Raw genomic sequence first — 1,327 nt, 5'->3', positions numbered from 1 at the left:
TTGCTTTCTTTCCCACAAGTCCGAGACCGTCATAGATTTGCTGTAGCGTTTTTCTTCACCTCGGGTTTAGTGTAAAAATTGCCGACCGTAAACGCTTCCCTGCACTTCCGTATTATCGGCTCATGATTGCAGCAATAATCGTAGGCTTGTCCAATTCTCTGCTCGTCGAAGTTAAGCCGCATAAGTTCAGGATAGCCCAACACGTCGAACCATGAATGATGGCGTATGTCGATGAACGGGTTTTGCAGGATGAATGGGTCGTATCGTGAATGTGAATTTCGGAAGTCGGAATATATCTTTAGCCTATCCTTATCGCTTGCAGAGTAGTATTGTTGTTCAAAGTTCTTTACTTCCTGCGGCTTTACGTTCTTCGCTATGGCCGACTGTATGTTTGCCATCAGCTGGCATGAATTGTTGTAATAGTGGCTGCGCTGGTGCCATTTGTTCCACATCGCCATCTGTACGAGAGTGTTTATCCCGAGTGTCTGCCTTCCGTTTACCTGCAACACGTCGACATAATCGTCAATGAACTTCTTGTCGTCTGCCCTGTCACGGACTAATTTTATCAGTCTTTCCTTCATCGAGTCAGGAGCGTTGTTGAAGCCGTTGATGAATTGTTCTGTTTCAAGTTCCATCGCCGTTTGTTGCAACCTGAATTCTTGTTCCGAAAGGCAGTTCGGTTTTGTCTTGTAATATATGACCGCATCGTGTCGGAACGGGTTTATGTCGAGCCTTTGCCTACCGAGTATCTGCGGTATGTCGAGCATTATGTCCAAGGTCTGCCACTCCTTCCCGGCATTTATGAATACGTAGGTCATGGCGTTTGTAGAGTAAAAATCAACTCCCTCGAACGATGCCTTGGTGCAGAACGTGAATGTCTTGTTCAGTGGATTGTACTTGTCTGTGCACAACCCTCCTGCCTTGAACCCCTTTGGTAATCCTGATACCTTTCCGTCGGAGCACAATATCGTAACCTCGTCGGGCTTAAGGTTGTTCTTCACGATTATGTTTATGATTGACCGTACTTCATTAAGGAATATGCAGGCTTCTGTTGAATAAACAACTTGTCCGTTTACCACTTTCCTCGCAAAATACCCGTTAGTCTTAAAGTCACGGATTATATTACTACAGATTTTCTCCGCGCTCTCGTCCTTCTTCATCTGTATCTCCCTGACGTTTGGTTCTTCAAGCACGGCTTGGTCCCATTCGAGCTTTATGTACGGAAGGCCTTTGAACTGCGGAACGAAATCAAGATACCTGTCTTGTATCGGTGTCGCTGAAAGGTAGCAGATGTTTTTTGCCTCGCTGTCAAGACGGATGAGAAAGT

At 45.7% G+C, this 1,327-nt stretch carries 1 protein-coding gene; it reads right to left on the bottom strand.

Annotated elements, in window-relative coordinates; all coding sequences use genetic code 11:
- Nucleotides 1-29: 29 nt before the first annotated feature.
- On the bottom strand, nucleotides 30-1,327 hold a 1,298-nt coding region (locus QVO66_RS03925), incomplete at its 5' end, for a hypothetical protein (RefSeq protein ID WP_288172562.1).

Origin of the sequence: Prevotella sp. CAG:255 (assembly GCF_000431195.1) — a bacterium.
GTDB classification, from domain to species: domain Bacteria; phylum Bacteroidota; class Bacteroidia; order Bacteroidales; family Bacteroidaceae; genus Prevotella; species Prevotella rara.
Note: the sequence above shows the minus strand (reverse complement) of the source record. Positions and strands in the feature narration are given on the sequence as shown.